Origin of the sequence: Escherichia sp. KTE159, from assembly GCF_000408805.1 — a bacterium.
GTDB classification, from domain to species: domain Bacteria; phylum Pseudomonadota; class Gammaproteobacteria; order Enterobacterales; family Enterobacteriaceae; genus Escherichia; species Escherichia marmotae.
In genome coordinates this window covers 74,199-90,943 of the sequence record NZ_KE137295.1, presented here as the reverse complement: position 1 = coordinate 90,943, position 16,745 = coordinate 74,199, and the positions used below count along the sequence as shown (strand labels likewise).

At 52.9% G+C, this 16,745-nt stretch carries 15 protein-coding genes; 7 read left to right on the top strand and 8 right to left on the bottom strand.

The window, feature by feature from the left end; translation table 11 throughout:
- Positions 1 to 311: 311 nt before the first annotated feature.
- The 6 genes from A31E_RS02660 (at position 312) to yjcO (ending at position 6,183) form a co-directional block, all read left to right on the top strand.
- Positions 312 to 1,880 (top strand): ABC transporter substrate-binding protein, encoded by a 1,569-nt coding sequence (locus tag A31E_RS02660; protein WP_016249478.1) that lies wholly within the window; start codon positions 312 to 314, stop codon positions 1,878 to 1,880.
- Between the two features lie 100 nt (positions 1,881 to 1,980).
- Positions 1,981 to 3,030: an ABC transporter permease gene (locus A31E_RS02665; protein WP_016249477.1), complete on the top strand. Its 1,050-nt coding sequence runs from the start codon at positions 1,981 to 1,983 to the stop codon at positions 3,028 to 3,030.
- Positions 3,030 to 3,863, top strand: a complete 834-nt coding sequence (locus A31E_RS02670) for an ABC transporter permease (RefSeq protein ID WP_001131973.1) — start codon at positions 3,030 to 3,032, stop codon at positions 3,861 to 3,863. Before A31E_RS02665 ends, A31E_RS02670 begins: the two co-directional genes overlap by 1 nt.
- A complete protein-coding gene (locus A31E_RS02675; protein WP_016249476.1) occupies positions 3,856 to 4,692 on the top strand; it encodes an ABC transporter ATP-binding protein in 837 nt (278 codons plus the stop codon). Before A31E_RS02670 ends, A31E_RS02675 begins: the two co-directional genes overlap by 8 nt.
- On the top strand, positions 4,679 to 5,383 hold the full coding sequence (locus tag A31E_RS02680; protein WP_000156932.1) for an ABC transporter ATP-binding protein: 705 nt from the start codon (positions 4,679 to 4,681) through the stop codon (positions 5,381 to 5,383). Before A31E_RS02675 ends, A31E_RS02680 begins: the two co-directional genes overlap by 14 nt.
- Before the next feature lie 110 nt (positions 5,384 to 5,493).
- Complete coding sequence (gene yjcO, locus A31E_RS02685; protein ID WP_016249475.1) at positions 5,494 to 6,183, top strand: Sel1 family TPR-like repeat protein YjcO; 690 nt, start codon at positions 5,494 to 5,496, stop codon at positions 6,181 to 6,183.
- 161 nt (positions 6,184 to 6,344) lie between these two features.
- Here the strand turns inward: yjcO and gltP are convergent, their stop codons facing one another.
- From gltP to nrfA, 8 genes are all read right to left on the bottom strand, one after another.
- Entirely contained in the window at positions 6,345 to 7,658 is a 1,314-nt protein-coding gene (gene gltP, locus A31E_RS02690; RefSeq protein ID WP_000789606.1) for a glutamate/aspartate:proton symporter GltP, read from the bottom strand.
- Between the two features lie 342 nt (positions 7,659 to 8,000).
- Positions 8,001 to 8,597, bottom strand: a complete 597-nt coding sequence (nrfG, locus tag A31E_RS02695; RefSeq protein ID WP_000812997.1) for a heme lyase NrfEFG subunit NrfG — start codon at positions 8,595 to 8,597, stop codon at positions 8,001 to 8,003.
- Positions 8,594 to 8,977 (bottom strand): heme lyase NrfEFG subunit NrfF, encoded by a 384-nt coding sequence (gene nrfF, locus A31E_RS02700; RefSeq protein WP_016249474.1) that lies wholly within the window; start codon positions 8,975 to 8,977, stop codon positions 8,594 to 8,596. The genes nrfG and nrfF overlap by 4 nt, the downstream gene beginning before the upstream one ends.
- Positions 8,970 to 10,688 (bottom strand): heme lyase CcmF/NrfE family subunit, encoded by a 1,719-nt coding sequence (locus tag A31E_RS02705; protein ID WP_071990857.1) that lies wholly within the window; start codon positions 10,686 to 10,688, stop codon positions 8,970 to 8,972. Before A31E_RS02705 ends, nrfF begins: the two co-directional genes overlap by 8 nt.
- 19 nt (positions 10,689 to 10,707) lie before the next feature.
- Positions 10,708 to 11,664, bottom strand: a complete 957-nt coding sequence (nrfD, locus tag A31E_RS02710; RefSeq protein WP_001517578.1) for a cytochrome c nitrite reductase subunit NrfD — start codon at positions 11,662 to 11,664, stop codon at positions 10,708 to 10,710.
- Positions 11,661 to 12,332, bottom strand: coding sequence for a cytochrome c nitrite reductase Fe-S protein (nrfC, locus tag A31E_RS02715; RefSeq protein WP_000220276.1), 672 nt, complete (start codon positions 12,330 to 12,332; stop codon positions 11,661 to 11,663). Before nrfC ends, nrfD begins: the two co-directional genes overlap by 4 nt.
- A complete protein-coding gene (gene nrfB, locus A31E_RS02720; protein WP_010377524.1) occupies positions 12,329 to 12,895 on the bottom strand; it encodes a cytochrome c nitrite reductase pentaheme subunit in 567 nt (188 codons plus the stop codon). Before nrfB ends, nrfC begins: the two co-directional genes overlap by 4 nt.
- Before the next feature lie 44 nt (positions 12,896 to 12,939).
- Positions 12,940 to 14,376 (bottom strand): ammonia-forming nitrite reductase cytochrome c552 subunit, encoded by a 1,437-nt coding sequence (gene nrfA / locus A31E_RS02725; protein ID WP_000196871.1) that lies wholly within the window; start codon positions 14,374 to 14,376, stop codon positions 12,940 to 12,942.
- A 392-nt stretch (positions 14,377 to 14,768) separates the two neighbouring features.
- Here nrfA and acs point away from each other — a divergent pair, with 392 nt between their 5' ends.
- Positions 14,769 to 16,727 carry an acetate--CoA ligase gene (gene acs / locus A31E_RS02730; RefSeq protein WP_016249472.1) on the top strand — a complete coding sequence of 653 codons (1,959 nt, stop codon included), beginning with the start codon at positions 14,769 to 14,771 and terminating at the stop codon, positions 16,725 to 16,727.
- Positions 16,728 to 16,745: the final 18 nt, after the last annotated feature.

Here is a 16,745-nt window from a genome sequence, read left to right as displayed (position 1 = left end):
CGCTCATCCGTTTCCGGATTTTTTATACATACCCGCGCAGTCAGACCAGTCCATCCTGGTTATCAGCGACATCCTCTCCGTTGTTATTCTCATCCAATCACAAGTGCAAATGAGAATTATCTTTACTCAATTCTCATCGCGACCTAACGTAATAATACTTTACATTTGATGATTAAAATTTCGGCAAGGTGAGAAATCATCGACCGTCTAACATGCTCTATTAAAGGGATATTTTGGCGCAATTTATGCAGTAATGCCCCGTCAGATAGCGTATTGATAACCTCAAAGTAACTTCAGGGATTGGGAAGCATATGATTAAAAAACTATTATCTTTACTGGTATTAAGCGCAATTTCCGCCACCGCCTTTGCCGCGACACCGCCGAATACGTTGGTTGTTGCCCAGGGACTGGATGATATTGTGAGTCTGGATCCGGCAGAAGCTAATGAACTCTCCAGTATTCAGACTGTACCAAGCCTGTATCAACGCGTTGTGCAGCCGGATCGTAACGATCCCGCGAAAATCACTCCGATTCTGGCCGAAAGCTGGCAGGCTGATCCTGTAGCAAAAACGCTGACCATAAAACTCAAAAGCGATGCGAAATTTGCCTCCGGTAATCCGGTGCGCCCGGAAGATGTGATTTACTCTTATGTCCGTGCCGTCACGCTGAATAAGTCCGGTGCGTTTATTCTCAATGTACTGGGCTGGCAACCGGAAAATATCGCCAGCCAGTTGAAGAAAATCGACGACCATACTGTCCAGGTACAGTGGAGTGCTGACGTCAGTCCGGCGCTGGCGCTGAATATTCTCTCTACGCCAATTGCCTCAATTGTTGACGAGAAGTTGGTTGCGCCAAACGCCAAAAATAACGACTTTGGTAATGAATGGCTGAAGATGCATTCCGCTGGCAGCGGCGCGTTTAAAATGCGTACCTACCAACCGCATCAGGCCATCGTGATGGAAGCCAACGCCAGTTCACCGACCGGCGCACCGAAGCTGAAAAGCGTCATCATCAAAAATGTTCCCGATCCTGCAACGCGTCGCCTGCTGATCCAACAAGGCGATGCTGATATGGCTCGCGATCTGGGGGCAGACCAAATTGATGCATTACAGGGTAAACCTGGCGTCAAAGTGATGAGTATTGCCTCCGCTGAGCAGAACTATCTGGCCTTTAATACCGGTAACAAGGATAACCCGCTGATGAGTAATCCTGCGTTCTGGGAAGCTGCTCGCTGGTTGGTCGATTACGACGGCATCACCAAAAATCTGCTGAAAGGACAATACTTTACCCATCAAAGTTTCCTGCCAGTAGGTTTCCCCGGAGCACTGGAAGAGACACCGTTCACCTTTAATCCTGCCAAAGCAAAAGAGATCCTCGCTAAAGCTGGAATCAAAGACCCGCACTTCACGCTTGATGTCGAAAATAAACCGCCATTTATTACCATCGCGCAGTCAATTCAGGCCAGCTTTGCTCAGGGTGGTGTAAAAGTGGATTTGCTGCCAGCCGCGGGGAGCCAGGTTTACTCACGGGTTCGCGCCCATCAGCATCAGGGGGCCATTCGTATGTGGTTGCCTGATTATTTTGACGCACATTCCAACGCCAGCTCTTTCGCCTATAACGATGGCAAATCCAGCACCGTTGCCGGGTTAAATAGCTGGAAAATCCCGGAACTGAACAAAGAAACGCTGGCGGCAGTCGCTGAACCCGATAATGCTAAACGTCTTGATTTATATAAAAAAATGCAACAAGAACTGCAACGTAGTTCCCCGTATGTCTTTATTGATCAAGGCAAAACGCAAATTGTCATGCGTGATAATGTGCAGGGTTATCAACAAGGATTGAATGCCGATATGGTCTGGTTTGATCAGGTAACCAAATAATCCTGTACGCCACTCGCGCCCGACAACGTTATCGGGCGCGGTTACCAGGGCTGGTCCGCACTGCAGACCAGTCGCTGATTTTTCACTGTATGGAAAGATCATGTCTGCCGCTTTTTCCACTCACGCGAGATGGCGAGGCAAACGCCCTCTGCTCGCGCTCTTGCAGGGACTGTTTACCGTCTCTCTGACGTTGCTCGGCCTGCTGCTGATTACCTTTGCGCTTTCGGCCCTCTCACCGGTCGATCGGGTACTGCAAATCGTTGGCGATCACGCCAGCCAGTCCACCTATGATCAGGTGCGCCACCAGTTAGGGTTAGATCAACCGTTAGCCGTCCAGTTCTGGCATTACCTGGTGAATCTGGCTCACGGCGATCTCGGCATTGCCAGCGCTACCGGGCAACCGGTTCTCCAGGACTTGCTATCGGCGTTTCCGGCGACCCTAGAACTGGCGACGTTGGCGCTTATTGTCGGCTCCGTTGTCGGCGTTATTGCGGGTGTACTTTGCGCCCGTTATGTCGGTTCACCGCTGGATTTCGCCGTGCGGACACTGACTCTGCTGGGAAATTCCGTCCCCATTTTTGGGCTTGGTCTGCTGATGCTGGCACTGTTTTACGCCAGACTGCAATGGAGTGCCGGACCGGGCCGGCTGGATGATATTTATCAATTCACCATTGAACCCCGCAGCGGATTTGCGCTGATTGATACGTGGCTTTCTGGCGATCGCGAGGCGTTTACCAATGCCATCAACCATTTGATACTGCCGGTTTTATTACTGGCGTACTTCTCACTCGCCAGTATTACGCGCCTGACACGTTCCGCTTGTCTTGGCGAAATGAATAAAGAATATATTCTGCTGGCGCGCGCCAAAGGGGCCAGCGAGATGACAATTTTGCTACGTCATGTTTTGCCCAACATTCGCGGCACCTTGCTCACCGTTATCGCTCTCGCCTATACATCGATGCTGGAAGGCGCGGTACTGACAGAAACTGTCTTTTCATGGCCGGGCATTGGGCGCTATCTCACCACGGCGCTGTTCGCGGGCGACACTACAGCAATCATGGGGGGAACATTGCTGATTGGCGTCTGCTTTGTGTTGATAAATAACCTCACCGACCTGCTGATCCGGCTGACCGATCCGAGGTTGCGCTGATGCCGATGTTTCTCTTTTTACGCCGTTTGCGTCATTCACCCGCCGCGTTCTGCGGTTTGATAATTATCCTGTTATTGATGCTAATTGCGCTCTTCGCGCCGTGGCTGGCTCCTCACGATCCTAACTGGCAGGATGCGGCTGCACGGTTACAAGCGCCGGGTAGCCAGCACTGGCTCGGAACAGATAGTTACGGGCGAGATCTGCTTTCACGTTTAATCTACGGCAGCCGACCAGCGCTGGGTCTGGTGGCACTGGTGACCATCATTACACTCCCGGTCGGTCTGCTGATTGGCATTTTATCCGGATACTATGGCGGCTGGCTGGAACGCGTGCTGATGCGTTTTACTGACGTGGTGATGTCAATGCCGCGTTTGATTCTGGCCTTTGCTTTCGTTGCCATGCTGGGGCCGGGGCTGGTTAACGGCGCGCTGGCGCTGGCGTTAACCACCTGGCCCGCTTATGCGCGTCAGGCGCGCAGTGAGATCCAACGTCTACGACACAGTGATTATCTTGCTGCTGCAGAGATGATGGGCATCCGCGGCTGGCGTCTGCTTATTGGTCATATTTTGCCATTGTGCCTGCCATCGGCCATTGTCCGCCTGGCGCTGGATTTAGCAGGCATCATTCTGGCGGCTGCTGGCCTGGGTTTTCTTGGTCTTGGTGCTCGTCCGCCAATGGCGGAATGGGGAGCCATGATCGCTGATGGTATGCAGGTCATTTTCGATCAATGGTGGATTGCCGCCGCGCCCGGCGCAATTATCTTAATTGCCAGCCTGGCCTTTAATCTACTGGGCGATGGCTTGCGCGATGTTCTGGAGCCACAACATGACTGATCCGCGCCTTAGTATCAACAATCTCTGTATCGACTATCCGGGTTCCCGGGTCGTTAACAATATCAGTTTTACATTAGGCAATGAGCGTCTGGCGCTGGTCGGTGAGTCAGGTTCGGGTAAGTCCATGACCGCCCGCGCCCTGATGGGGCTGGTACGCAAACCCGGAGTGGTAACCGCAGACACACTTAACATCCTGGGTCGTGATGCGCTCACCCTTAACTCGCGTGGATGGCAACAACTGCGCGGTAACGATATCGCAATGGTATTGCAAGATCCGCGTTATGCACTTAATCCTGTGAAAACTGTGAAAGCGCAACTGGAAGAGGCACTTACGCTTCACCAACGCCTGAGTCGCCGCGAAAAAGAAGAGAAAATAAATACCGCAATTCAGGCTGTCGGCCTTAATACGCGAGTGTTGCAAAGCTATCCACGAGAACTTTCTGGCGGGATGGGGCAGCGAGTGATGATTGCAATTGCGCTCATCAACAATCCCCGGGTATTGATTGCCGATGAGCCAACATCGGCACTGGATGTTCGCCTGCGCAATCAGATTCTGGAACTGCTGGTGACCCTGTGTGAACAACGACAGATGGCGATGCTGCTGATCAGTCACGACCTGCCATTAGTTGCCCAATTTTGCCACCGGGTGCTGGTGATGTATCAGGGAAGTAAGGTGGATGAAATGCGCGCCGATGCGCTACCCACAGCAACACACCCTTACACGCGCACACTGTGGACTTGCCGCCCGAGTGCGCAAACTTACGGACAGATGCTGCCGACGCTGGACAGGACGGCGATGACGCCGGAGAAATACCATGACGATTGTTGAAATTAATCACTTGCAGGTTACTTTTGCTGAGAAAACCGCAGTTTCAGCCGCCAGTTTTTCGGTTAATGCCGGAGAAACATTTAGCTTAATTGGCGAATCAGGCTGTGGAAAATCCACAATTTTGCGCGTAATTGCCGGATTACAGCGCGACTGGCGCGGCCAGGTATCGCTGTTTGGGCACACCATCAAACCAGGCATGCGTTTTCAGGGCGATCTCCGCCGCAATGTGCAAATGGTGTTTCAGGATCCCTATGCCTCATTGCATCCCAATCATACGTTGTGGCGAACGCTGGCTGAACCGCTCAAAATCCGTGGTGAACGTGAAATAGAAAAACACGTCCATACCGCACTGGAACAAGTTGGTTTACCTGCCGACGCCGCTCGCCGCTACCCGCATCAACTTTCCGGTGGTCAGCGACAACGTATGGTTATTGCTCGCGCCCTATTATTACGGCCACAACTTCTTCTGCTGGATGAACCCACCTCAGCACTGGATATGTCGGTACAAGCGGAAATTCTTAATTTGTTGAATCAACTGAAGCGGAAGCACCAAATGACCTATCTGCTGGTCAGCCACGATGCAGATGTCATCGCGCACATGTCTGACCGGGCGGCAATGATGGATGGGGGGAAAATTCAGCGATTTTTCGATCGCAACGCTCTGGAAAAAGGTGAGCATCGGATGGATTAAAAATCCTTACATCGCATTAAATCATTCTGCCTGCAGGTCTTTTTACAGTTGTTTTTTTGTCCATCCGAACACTTTATACTGTCTATACCCTACCAAACCTCATTATCAAAATGAAAAAAATTATCACTTTGATGTTATTTTTGACATTCTTTGCCCACGCGGACGACTCCGAGCCAGGCAGCCAGTATGTAAAGGCAGCAGAGGCCGGAGATAAACGCGCACAATATTTTCTTGCCGATAGCTGGTTTAGCTCCGGCGACTTGAGCAAAGCCGAATATTGGGCACAGAAAGCCGCTGACAGCGGTGATGCCGATGCCTGCGCGCTGTTAGCGCAGATCAAAATCACTAATCCGGTCAGTCTGGACTATCCACAAGCAAAAGTGCTTGCCGAAAAAGCGGCGCAAGCGGGCAGTAAAGAAGGTGAAGTGACGCTGGCACATATTCTGGTTAATACCCAGGCAGGTAAACCGGATTATCCGAAAGCGATTTCACTGTTAGAAAACGCCTCGGAAGATTTGGCGAACGACTCCGCCGCTGATGCCCAAATGCTGCTTGGCTTAATTTACGCCAACGGCGTGGGCATCAAGGCCGACGATGACAAAGCAACCTGGTATTTCAAGCGTAGCTCTACCATTTCCCGTACCGGGTATTCCGAGTACTGGGCGGGAATGATGTTCTTAAACGGTGAAGAAGGTTTTATCGAGAAGAACAAACAAAAGGCGCTGCACTGGTTGAACCTGAGCTGTATGGAAGGGTTTGATACCGGATGTGAAGAATTTGAAAAGTTAACTAATGGCTAAAATTGGGGTGTCGGATGCGGCGTAAACGCCTTATCCGACCTACAAAAATTACGCTAAATCAGGCTATTGTGCAGTCTGGCGTAGGCCTGATAAGACGCGGTAAGCGTCGCATCAGGCATCCACACATTGCCGGGTGGATATAACTTCCCGGCAATCTTCAATTACTGATCCGCCGTCTTATCAAATTTGCCCAGCACTTCACGCTCGTAGGCCATCGCCTTTTTGCGGTCAAATTTGTGTTCCCACTTGGCAATTACCAGCACCGCCAGCGCATTACCCACCACGTTCAGCGCAGTACGCGCCATATCGAGGATACGGTCAACACCGGCAATAAACGCCAGGCCTTCCAGCGGGATCCCCACGCTACCCAGCGTTGCCAGCAGCACCACAAACGACACGCCCGGCACGCCAGCAATCCCTTTCGAGGTCACCATCAGCGTCAGTACCAGAATGATTTCCTGCCAGATGGACAAGTCAATGCCATACAACTGGGCGATGAAGATAGCGGCAATACTTTGATACAGCGTCGAACCATCGAGGTTAAAGGAGTAACCAGTTGGCACCACGAAACTGGTGATTGATGCTGGTGCGCCGTAGGCTTCCATCTTCTCGATAATCCGCGGCAGCACACTTTCAGAGCTGGCAGTGGAGTACGCCAGAATCAGCTCGTCTTTCAGAATACGAATCAGGATCCAGACGCTTAACCCGCACAGGCGCGCCACAATTCCCAACACCACCAGAGCAAAGAACAGAATGGCAAAATGCACCAGCAGCACCAGTTTCGCCAACGGCCACAGAGAAGAAAAACCAAAGTTAGCTACTGTCACCGCAATCAACGCAAACACACCAATCGGCGCGTAACGCATCACCATGTGAGTCACTTTAAACATGGTTTCGGAGATGGAGCGGAACACGGTCACCAACGGTTCACGATGCGTCGCGGGCAGGGAGGAAAGTCCCAGACCAAACAACACCGAGAAGAAGATGATCGGCAGCATTTCGCCTTTCGCCATCGACGCCACAATGTTCGTCGGCACCAGCGACAAAATAGTGCCCATTATGCCGTGGGAACTGCTTTGTACCGCTTCCGTGGTGCTCTGATATTTCGAAATATCGACAGTCGCCAACTGCGACATATCCACCCCGGAACCGGGCTGGAAGACGTTCGCCAGAGTGATCCCCAGAATGATAGCGACGGTGGTGATCACCTCGAAGTAGATAATGGTTTTCGCGCCAATTCGTCCGAGTTGTTTAGCATCACCAACACCTGCAATCCCAACAACCAGCGTGGAGATAACAATCGGCACAACAATCATTTTGATCAGGTGGATAAAAATATCACCCGCCGGAGAGAGCAAATTGACGACCAGCCATTCGCGGCTGTCGCTATGGTAGTGCAGGTAACTTCCCAGGAGAATGCCCAGCACCATAGCAAACAGAATCTGCCAGGCCAGGCTGAATTTTATATTTTTCATCAGAATAACTTCCTCAATGGAGCGCCGCTCTCCCGTTCAAAAACGTGAGAACGTGACATACTGCCAGGGCATGAATTGTGTTGCGTTGGTTTGTAGATTTTTTTAACGCTTATGATCAGTATCATTTGCGCGGTATGTTGCGCAACCCTTTAACAACAGAGCTTTTCGCTGCATTAATGCATAATAACGCGAGTTTATGGCAAGATTAATGCATAACCATTTGTTATGGAAAGATTTTTATTTGTTTAATTTGCAATAATACTGATTGGTGATTATTTTCTGAATGCGTTCATTCGGTTAATTTTTATGCAGCTCAATAACATAATCTTCAGCTCCGGATGATTAATCCGATCGCCGCTGCAGCAGTTTTGCCATATTAATCGACTCAACCAACTGTGTCCGGTTTACCCTGGGTGAGTTGAGATCCATCACTTTTTGCCATAGTTCGATGGATTGCGCGTAGTTCGCCTGCATAAACGCATCAGAAGCCAGCAGCATCAGGGCGGTGATTTCGTTTTCGTCCAGCGCCAGGGCTTTGTCGATCATCGCACGAGCCTGGGCGGTCATATGCTGGCTGGCCTGGTAATAAAGCACCGTCGCCAGCGCCGCGTACAGTTCAGCGTTCTCACCGCGCAGTCGCAGCGCCTGACGGTACGCCAGCAGCGAATTGCTGTAATCGTTTTGCCACAGGTAATACTCGCCCAGCAGCGCCCACTGTTCGCTATTTTGCGGGTTGGCGCGAATTTTATCCTGCAATGCCTGAAGCTGTGTCTCCGGTGTTTGCTGGCTGGCAAACTGATGTAACGGATCGCGCTGGCGCAGATACTCCGCACGTGCCGCCTGCCATTTCGGACTTAACAGATAACCGCCGATACAGAGCAGCGCCATCACAACCGCCAGCGCCACCAGCGTTTTTACCGGCACTTGAGGCTGTTTCATCGTTTCCCCCTCACCCGCCAGAGGATCAGCGCCATCAGCAGTAACAACACCACTGGCAGCGCCCACAGGAGCAGCGTCTGGCTGGTCAGCGGTGGGTTATAGCGGACAAAATCACCGTAGCGTTCGGTCATCCAGCCGACAATCTCAGCTTTGCTTTTCCCCTCCGCCACCATCTTGTAAACCTGATGACGCATACTGACTGCCACCGGCGCGTTGGATTCCAGTAAGTTCTGATTCTGACACTGCGGGCAACGTAACTGACAGGCAATATTTAACGCCTGTTCCTGTTGTTGCAGATTGGCGAATTGCCAGGTGTCTACGACCTGGGCGTGTGCAAAACAGGCAAATATCAACAGTAACGTGAGAAGCAATTTATTCATCGCGATTTCTCCCCCGCCATCCGCTTAGCAATGCACCCGCAATCATCAACAACCCTCCCCCCCAGATCCAGCGCACGCCGCTTTGTACATACAAACGAAAAGCGTATCGATCTGGCCCAGTTTTCTCCCCCATCACTGCATACCAGTCATGGATGCCGTTCCAGCAAATAGACGGCTCCATCATTTGCTGACGGCGCGCTTCATAAAAACGCCGCTCCGGCGTCAGTTCACCAATACGTTGCTGATGGTCAAACAGCGCCACTACCGCTTTTTCGCTGGTGTAATTGCCTTTGGCTTGCAGATCGAGGCGTTCAAAACGGAAGGTGTAACCCGCCAGCGTCACCTGCTGACCCGGCTGTAAATTCAGGCTGATCTCCTGACGGCTAATGCTGGAAACCACGATCCCGGCGGCAAATAACAGTACGCCAGAATGTGCCAGCAGCGCCGGAAGCGGTGCACGTTTGCCAGAGACATACGTCGCCAGCACAATCACCACCAGCATCAACAAACCAAACGGTAATGTCGCGCGATTAAAATACGGCGCACCAACGGAGAGACGCCCCCAGCCCAGCAGGCCGTAAATCATCGGATACAGCGTTCCCACCAGTACGATCAGCAGCACCGCGCAAAACATTAACAGCGTTGCGAGAATTAACATTTCCCGCGATAACCCCGAAAAACGCACCGCAGAGCCACCGTCCCGTGCCCGCCAGCTATACAGCGCCAAAGACGCAAGGCTAATCAGTGCAAACAGGCTGAACAGCGGCACGGCGCGAACGTTATCCAGCGCGAACGCATGAACCGAAACCAGAATGCCGGAACGAACAATCAACGTACCCAGCAGCGACAACATCAGCGTAACTATCGCCAGCAACAGCGACCAGTGGCGGAAAATTCCCTGCCGACGAGTCAGAGACAAACTGTGCAGCAGCGCAGTGGCAGAAAGCCAGGGTAATAAGGAGGCGTTTTCCACCGGGTCCCAGAACCACCAGCCGCCCCAACCCAGTTCACAATAGGCCCACCAGGAACCGAGGATGATCCCCACCGTTAATGCACACCACCCCGGCAGCGCCCATCGCCAGCAGACACGGGCGCTGGCTGCATCAAACTCGCCGCGCAGTAAACTCGCCAGCGCCACACTCGTCGCCACCATCAAACCGCCATAGCCGAGATAAAGCAGCGGCGGATGGAAGATAAGACCTGGATGCTGCAGCATCGGATTGAGATCGCGGCCTTCGATTGCTGGTGGGAATATGCGCACAAAGGGATCAGACCACAGCAACACAAACAGCAGCAGCGCGGCGAGTATGAGAGATAAAACGGCTAACGTGAGCGGAAATAGCGACCCGGTTTGCTGCCGATAATGCCAGGCAAACAGCGCGCTCCAGGCGGAAAGCAACAGCACCCAAAGCAGCAACGAACCTTCATGACCGCCCCACACCGCCGCCAGTTTGAGTTCCCACGACAGCAAACTGTAGCTATGTTGAGCGACATAAATAACCGAGAAATCGCTGGTGAGAAAACAATACGTCAGTACGCCAAAGGCAAGCAGCAGGAGCGCGAACTGTGCCAGAGTGCCGATGCTGGTGAGCCGCATCATAGCAGGCCAGCGCAGTCGCACACCCACGAAGGTCGTCAACGGGGTCAACACGTTGACCCCGAGACTTAACAACAACGCCAGAAAACCGACTTCAGGAAGGAATACGTCCAGAAACCACCTCTTTTCTGGCCTACGCCACCGTCAACTGCCCAGCGTAGAGAATGAAAAAGCGCAGCATCAACACACCGATCAGGCTGGCTCCACACGCCGCCAGCACGGCGGGAATGCCGGAACTGCGATTCACCCACGGTTTGAGCAGCATTGGCACAATCAGCCCCAGCCCGACAACGCCAAGCCAGAACCACCCTGTCCAGAAACCGCCGCCCAATGCTGCCACCAGCGCCCGCACTTTACCGTCATCGCCCAACGCCAGACCGACGAAAAACGCCACCAGCAGGAAGATTTCACCCCATACAACGGGTATTTCCATACGGTGAACAAAGTGCGCTTCCGTGGAATGCGGGTTATTGCGCTGGCGTATCGCCATGGCGATCAGCGCCACTGCCGCACCGGACGAGATGCCGGAGAACAGGAACAGCACCGGCAGAATCGGGTTATTGAGGAACGGATACGATTTCAGCGCCGACAGCAGAAAACCGGTATAAGCCCCCAGCAACACCGCCAGCACCAGCATCAGCGTTTCCAGCCCGCGATGAACAGGCGTCAGCAGGGTCAGAACCTTTTGCACGATCCCCAACTTCGGCAACCAGCGTTGTTGCAGGGCAAGCAAATCTTGTTCAAAGATTTTCGCCAGCCACAGCACCAGCACCACCATGTAGAGCTGAAACAGCATCACCCCCATCGACATCACCGAGGTAAAACTGTAGTGGAACATCAGTTTCCAGAAGGTCCACGGCTTCGTCAGGTGGAAGACGAGGATCAACAAACCGAGGATCACCGCGCCAGGCCCGACAAACAGCGTGGTACGCAGCAACGTACTGTCTGCACCGCCCACCTGTGGATAGAAACGACGCAGCAACACAGCCAGCGTCACCAACCCCGCAGAAATTCCCACTAAAAACAGATAGATGGCAATCGGCCAGTCCCACACCAGCGATTCAAAATGAAATGCGGAAGCCTGAGTCATTGGCTTACCTCCCCGTATTTAAACGGCACGCGGTACAGCTTCGGCTTGGTTCCCAGCGCCAGCTTGTAGCGGTAAGTGGTTTTCTGGCGCAGCAGTTTTGAAATTTCACTGTTGGGATCATCCAGATTGCCAAATGTCAGCGCCTTCGTCGGGCAAGCCTCAACGCACGCGGGCAGCTTACCGGCCTGCAAATTGGTCTTACGGCAGAAGTCGCATTTGTCCGCGGTCTTCGTGACCGGATGGATAAAGCGCACGCGGTACGGACAGGCGGCGATGCAGTACTGACAACCGACGCAGAGATCCGGATTAACATCGACAATCCCGCTGGCGGCATCGCGAAAAGATGCACCGGTCGGGCAGACGTCAACGCACGGCGCATGGTCACAGTGCTGGCAAGACTTACGGAAGAAGCGATATTTCACATCAGGAAATTCGCCCTGCGGCTCGCTGCGAATAATCGTCAGGCGCGAAACACCTTCCGGCACCTTGTTCACTTCCCGACAAGCATCCATACAGGCGGTACAGCCGATGCATAACGACTCGTCATGCACCATGCCGTAACGCACGCCATTGATATTCAACGTTTTCGCCACCACGCGCCCTGCGGTGCCGCTGACGGCTGCCAGCACGCCGACGCCGGTGAGAAACTGGCGACGAGACCAGGTCATGGCTGCTCCTTAAGCAACGGAACAGACGCCGGGTTAAAGTTCGGATTGGTGCGCTGATCGCTGTGGCAATCGACGCAAATCTTAATCCGTCCTTTGTCACTTAACGTCTGCATCGTATCTTGCTGTGGATGCAGGGAATGACAACTGGCGCACGCCACTTTAGTGACATGAACATCGTGCGGCCAGAATGCTTTTTGCAACTGTTCCGGTAGATGACAGGACATACAGACACTGTTCTGCTCTCCAACGTTGTACATCGGCTCGTTAAAGCGCATCACATCTTTCACCCCTTCGCGATGTTGCGGCGACGGCTGGCCGTGACAGTTGGTGCAGGTAACCGGCAGTTTGTTATTCGGGTTGATAACGGAAGCATGTTTGCCATGCATACCTTCGGTGTCTGGCTTATGACAGTCCAGACAGGCGGCGTCCGGGTTACGCTGCTGGGTAACTTCGTAGCGATCATCAGATACCTGCGCTGCAGGGGTAGCGGTAATTCCGTTCAGGCTCCACAACAGGCCCGACGCCAGCACCCCGGCAGTTAATAACGAACGTAATACGCTCATATTCACTCCATTGTGTTTTCCGCCCCTTGCGAGGCGGAACGGGGTTATTGGCTTAACAGACCGTTTTTACGTGCCTGCTCTTCCCACTGCGGGATCACCGTTTTGATAAAGTCCTGCTTCTCGGCCTTGATTTGTTCCATGTTCAGGCCAATTGCCTGCTGGGCTTTCTCTTTGGTCGAGATATCCGGGATCTGGATTTCATGGGTGATACCTTTGGTCGCCAGCAGGCGCGCCAGTTTGGTACGCGCATCAGCGGCTTTATCCATCGCCGTGCCGAGCATCCGCAGACCTTCTTCCGGTGCATGCATATGAATGCCGTGGGAAGCGATCGCCAGATCCCAACGCCACTGGGCATGACGGATGTCGTCCTGAATCGGCTTCATCTCGGCTTCCGTAGCGCCTGCATCCAGTGCCGCTTTCGCTTCGAAGTGAGCGTGAACCAGTTGATCCTCAACCTTGATTTTCAGGTCATTAATCGACTGTTTACGCTCCGCGACCACTTTTTGCAGCGTGGCTTTGTCCTGGGTATGACAGTTCGCACAAGTCTGGGCGAAGTTATCAAACGGATTGCCAATTTTATGGTCGGTGTAGAGTTTGCCTTCCGCGTTCTGCACTTTCGGCATGTGACAGTCGATGCAGGTCACGTTGTTTTTGCCATGAATGCCCGCAGTCCAGGTTTCATATTCCGGGTGTTGCGCTTTCAGCATCGGCGTTTTCGACAGGGAGTTGGTCCAGTCGGAGAAGGCAATTTTGTCGTAATACTGCTCCATATTTTCGACTTTCATGCCGTTATCCCACGGGAATTTAACGGCTTTATCTTTACCGTCAAAGTAATACTCCACGTGGCACTGACCGCAGACCATCGACTGCTGGTCAAAACGACCACCTTTCTCAAAAGGCTTACCAATGGCTTCCATCGCACGTGCCGCATACGGACGGGAAAGAGTTAACTCTGGTTTGCCTTTGGCGAACTCTGGCGAAGCGGTGTTATGGCAGTCAGCGCAGCCCAGGTTGTTGACGATTTCCGGGCCCCCGCGCGCCCATTTACCGTGGAAGTAACCATCTTCTCCGTCTTTCTGGATCAAACGCGCCACGTCCGGGCTTTTACAACTCCAGCAGGCCATTGGCATCGTGCCATCTTCGGCATTTTTCGGCGCACCGGTACGCAGGGTTTCGCGCACATCGGTAACGGCGTAGGCATGGCCGCGCGGTTTGTTGTAATCGCGCGAGAAAGGATACCCCGCCCACAGGATCACCAGTCGTGGATCTTCCGCCAGTGCGTCAACACGCTCTGACTGTTCCGAGGTGGCTTTCCAGGAGAGATATTGATCGGGATGCTGCGGGGCAAAGGTTTCATTCTTCGCTTCCACAGTTACAGGTTTCGCGGGAGCGGCCGTTTGTTCAGCGTGAACAGAAGTGAGAAAGAAAAAAGGAACCAACAAGCTGAAGAAACGGCGTGCGTTTATTTTTATCCTTGTCATAGGGGCTTCATCCAAATTTTGCCATTGAGGCAATGGCAGTTTTTATTGTTTTTTCATAACAGTAACCGCACATACACTGTCATGACATTGCTCGCCCCTATGTGTAACAAATAACCACACTCTGAATGTTGTCTTTAATCAATTGTAAGTGCATGTAAAATACCACTTTAGAGTTAGTCGGTATTTTTCCCGTTTCCAACGGTATGCATAACTGCATGTTCCTCAAAGAATTAATCAACTTTTGTTAGTGACCTTCAAAAATACCCTGCCGTTTATTTGCACTATTCTGCTTTTGCGTGATCTGTCGCCCAAATACTAAACAAAACTACCAATACCCCTACATTTAACGCTTATGCCACATATTATTAACATCCTACAAGGAGAACAAAAGCATGAGTCAAATTCACAAACACACTATTCCTGCCAACATCGCAGACCATTGCCTGATAAACCCTCAGCAGTATGAGGCGATGTACCAACAATCCATTAACGCACCAGATACTTTTTGGGGCGAACAGGGAAAAATTCTCGACTGGATCAAACCGTACCGGAAGGTGAAAAACACCTCCTTTGCCCCGGGTAACGTCTCGATTAAATGGTACGAAGACGGCACGCTGAATCTGGCGGCAAACTGCCTTGATCGCCATTTACAAGAAAACGGCAATCGTACCGCCATCATCTGGGAAGGCGACGACGCCAGCCAGAGCAAACATATCAGCTATAAAGAGCTGCATCGCGACGTTTGCCGCTTCGCCAATACCCTGCTCGGGCTGGGCATTAAAAAAGGCGATGTTGTGGCGATTTATATGCCAATGGTGCCGGAAGCTGCGGTCGCAATGCTGGCCTGCGCCCGTATTGGCGCGGTGCATTCGGTGATTTTCGGCGGCTTCTCACCGGAAGCGGTGGCCGGGCGCATTATCGACTCTAACTCACGACTGGTGATCACCTCTGATGAAGGCGTGCGTGCCGGGCGCAGCATTCCGCTGAAGAAAAACGTTGATGACGCACTGAAAAACCCGAATGTCACCAGCGTTGAACATGTCATTGTACTGAAGCGTACTGGCGGAAAAATCGGCTGGCAGGAAGGCCGCGACCTGTGGTGGCACGACCTGGTTGAGCAAGCCAGCGATCAGCACCAGCCGGAAGAGGTCAACGCCGAAGATCCTCTGTTTATTCTTTATACCTCCGGTTCTACCGGAAAACCGAAAGGCGTGCTGCACACTACCGGCGGTTATCTGGTTTACGCGGCGCTCACCTTTAAATACGTCTTTGATTATCATCCGGGTGATATCTACTGGTGTACCGCCGATGTGGGCTGGGTTACCGGGCACAGTTATTTGCTGTACGGCCCGCTGGCCTGCGGCGCGACCACGCTGATGTTTGAAGGTGTGCCAAACTGGCCGACGCCTGCCCGTATGGCGCAAGTGGTGGATAAGCATCAGGTCAATATTCTCTATACCGCGCCAACAGCCATTCGCGCACTGATGGCGGAAGGCGATAAAGCGATTGAAGGCACCGACCGTTCGTCGCTGCGCATTCTCGGTTCAGTAGGCGAGCCAATAAACCCGGAAGCGTGGGAGTGGTACTGGAAGAAGATCGGCAACGAGAAATGCCCGGTGGTCGACACATGGTGGCAGACCGAAACCGGCGGTTTCATGATTACCCCACTTCCTGGCGCTACCGAACTGAAAGCCGGTTCGGCAACGCGTCCGTTCTTCGGTGTGCAACCGGCACTGGTAGATAACGAAGGCAATCCGCTGGAGGGCGCGACCGAAGGCAGCCTGGTGATGACTGACTCCTGGCCGGGCCAGGCGCGTACGCTGTTTGGCGATCATGAACGTTTTGAACAGACCTATTTCTCCACCTTCAAAAATATGTATTTCAGCGGCGACGGCGCGCGTCGTGATGAAGATGGTTATTACTGGATCACCGGGCGTGTGGACGATGTACTGAACGTTTCTGGTCACCGTCTGGGGACTGCGGAGATTGAATCGGCGCTGGTTTCGCATCCGAAGATAGCCGAAGCCGCGGTGGTCGGTATTCCGCACAATATTAAAGGCCAGGCGATTTACGCCTACGTCACGCTTAATCACGGGGAGGAACCGTCACCAGAACTGTACGCAGAAGTCCGCAACTGGGTGCGTAAAGAGATTGGCCCGCTGGCGACGCCAGACGTGCTGCACTGGACCGACTCCCTGCCTAAAACCCGCTCCGGCAAAATTATGCGCCGTATTTTGCGCAAAATTGCGGCGGGCGATACCAGCAACCTGGGCGATACCTCGACGCTTGCCGATCCTGGCGTGGTCGAGAAGCTGCTTGAAGAGAAGCAGGCTATCGCGATGCCATCGTAACCCACAATTGCCTGATGC